This is a genomic window from Arthrobacter sp. B0490 (genome assembly GCF_002929355.1).
In the GTDB taxonomy this organism is placed as follows: domain Bacteria; phylum Actinomycetota; class Actinomycetes; order Actinomycetales; family Micrococcaceae; genus Arthrobacter_D.
In genome coordinates this window covers 1-763 of the sequence record NZ_PJIR01000071.1, presented here as the reverse complement: position 1 = coordinate 763, position 763 = coordinate 1, and the positions used below count along the sequence as shown (strand labels likewise).

Annotated in this window: 1 protein-coding gene; it reads right to left on the bottom strand. The window is 65.3% G+C overall.

The window, feature by feature from the left end; all coding sequences use genetic code 11:
- A partial coding sequence (locus tag CXQ97_RS18660) for an NADPH-dependent F420 reductase (protein ID WP_104182369.1) occupies positions 1 to 713 on the bottom strand: 713 nt, incomplete at its 3' end.
- Between the last annotated feature and the right edge of the window lie 50 nt (positions 714 to 763).

Here is a 763-nt window from a genome sequence, read left to right as displayed (position 1 = left end):
AGGTCGCCCGCCGTCAACGACTCCTGGTTCTCCGCTCGCTTGCCGATGACGGCCATGGCCTTGTCCCGGCGATCCGGGAGTACGCCCTTTTGGGCCGCAGCGAGTGCAGCGGGCAGGTGCTGGAGGGTGAGTTCGGTGCAGTACGCGGGGGCTCCAGGCTGTTGCCGCCAGGAGTCAGAGAGCGAGCCTGCGTCGACGGCGTCGAAGCCGGTGTCTTCCACCAGTGCTATCGCGGTGCCCTTGTCCGCGTCACGGTCGGCGGCGACGGGTATCGCCAGACGGTGCGGATCTTCTGCTGCCGAACCCCTCGTGCTGAAAGTCTGCGACAGTATGGCGTTCCAGGCTTTCGCCACAGGACGCCCGAGCTGCTCGGTGACCCATTCGCTCTCGACCTGTCCATCATCGAGCGCCTGTATCCGCCCATCCCTAGCCGGGTAGTAGTTCGACGTATCGATGATGATCGCGTCTGCGGGAAGGCTCGCGACGAGGGGCCTCAGTGCCGGCATCGCACTGAGCGGGATCGAGGTGATGAGGACCTCGACGTCCTGCACCACGTCGGACGCCTTCACCGCCGTCGCACCTGTCGCGAGCACCGCGGCCTCGATGGTTTCCGGTCCGCGGGAGTTCGCCACTTTCACCTGGTGCCCCACTGCCGCGAGTTTGCGCGCCAGCGTCGAGCCTATGGATCCTGCGCCGAGAATGCCGATCTTCATGGGAGTCCTTCCGTGGGTCGAGTGATCACCTCAAGTGTCCAACCTTCCAA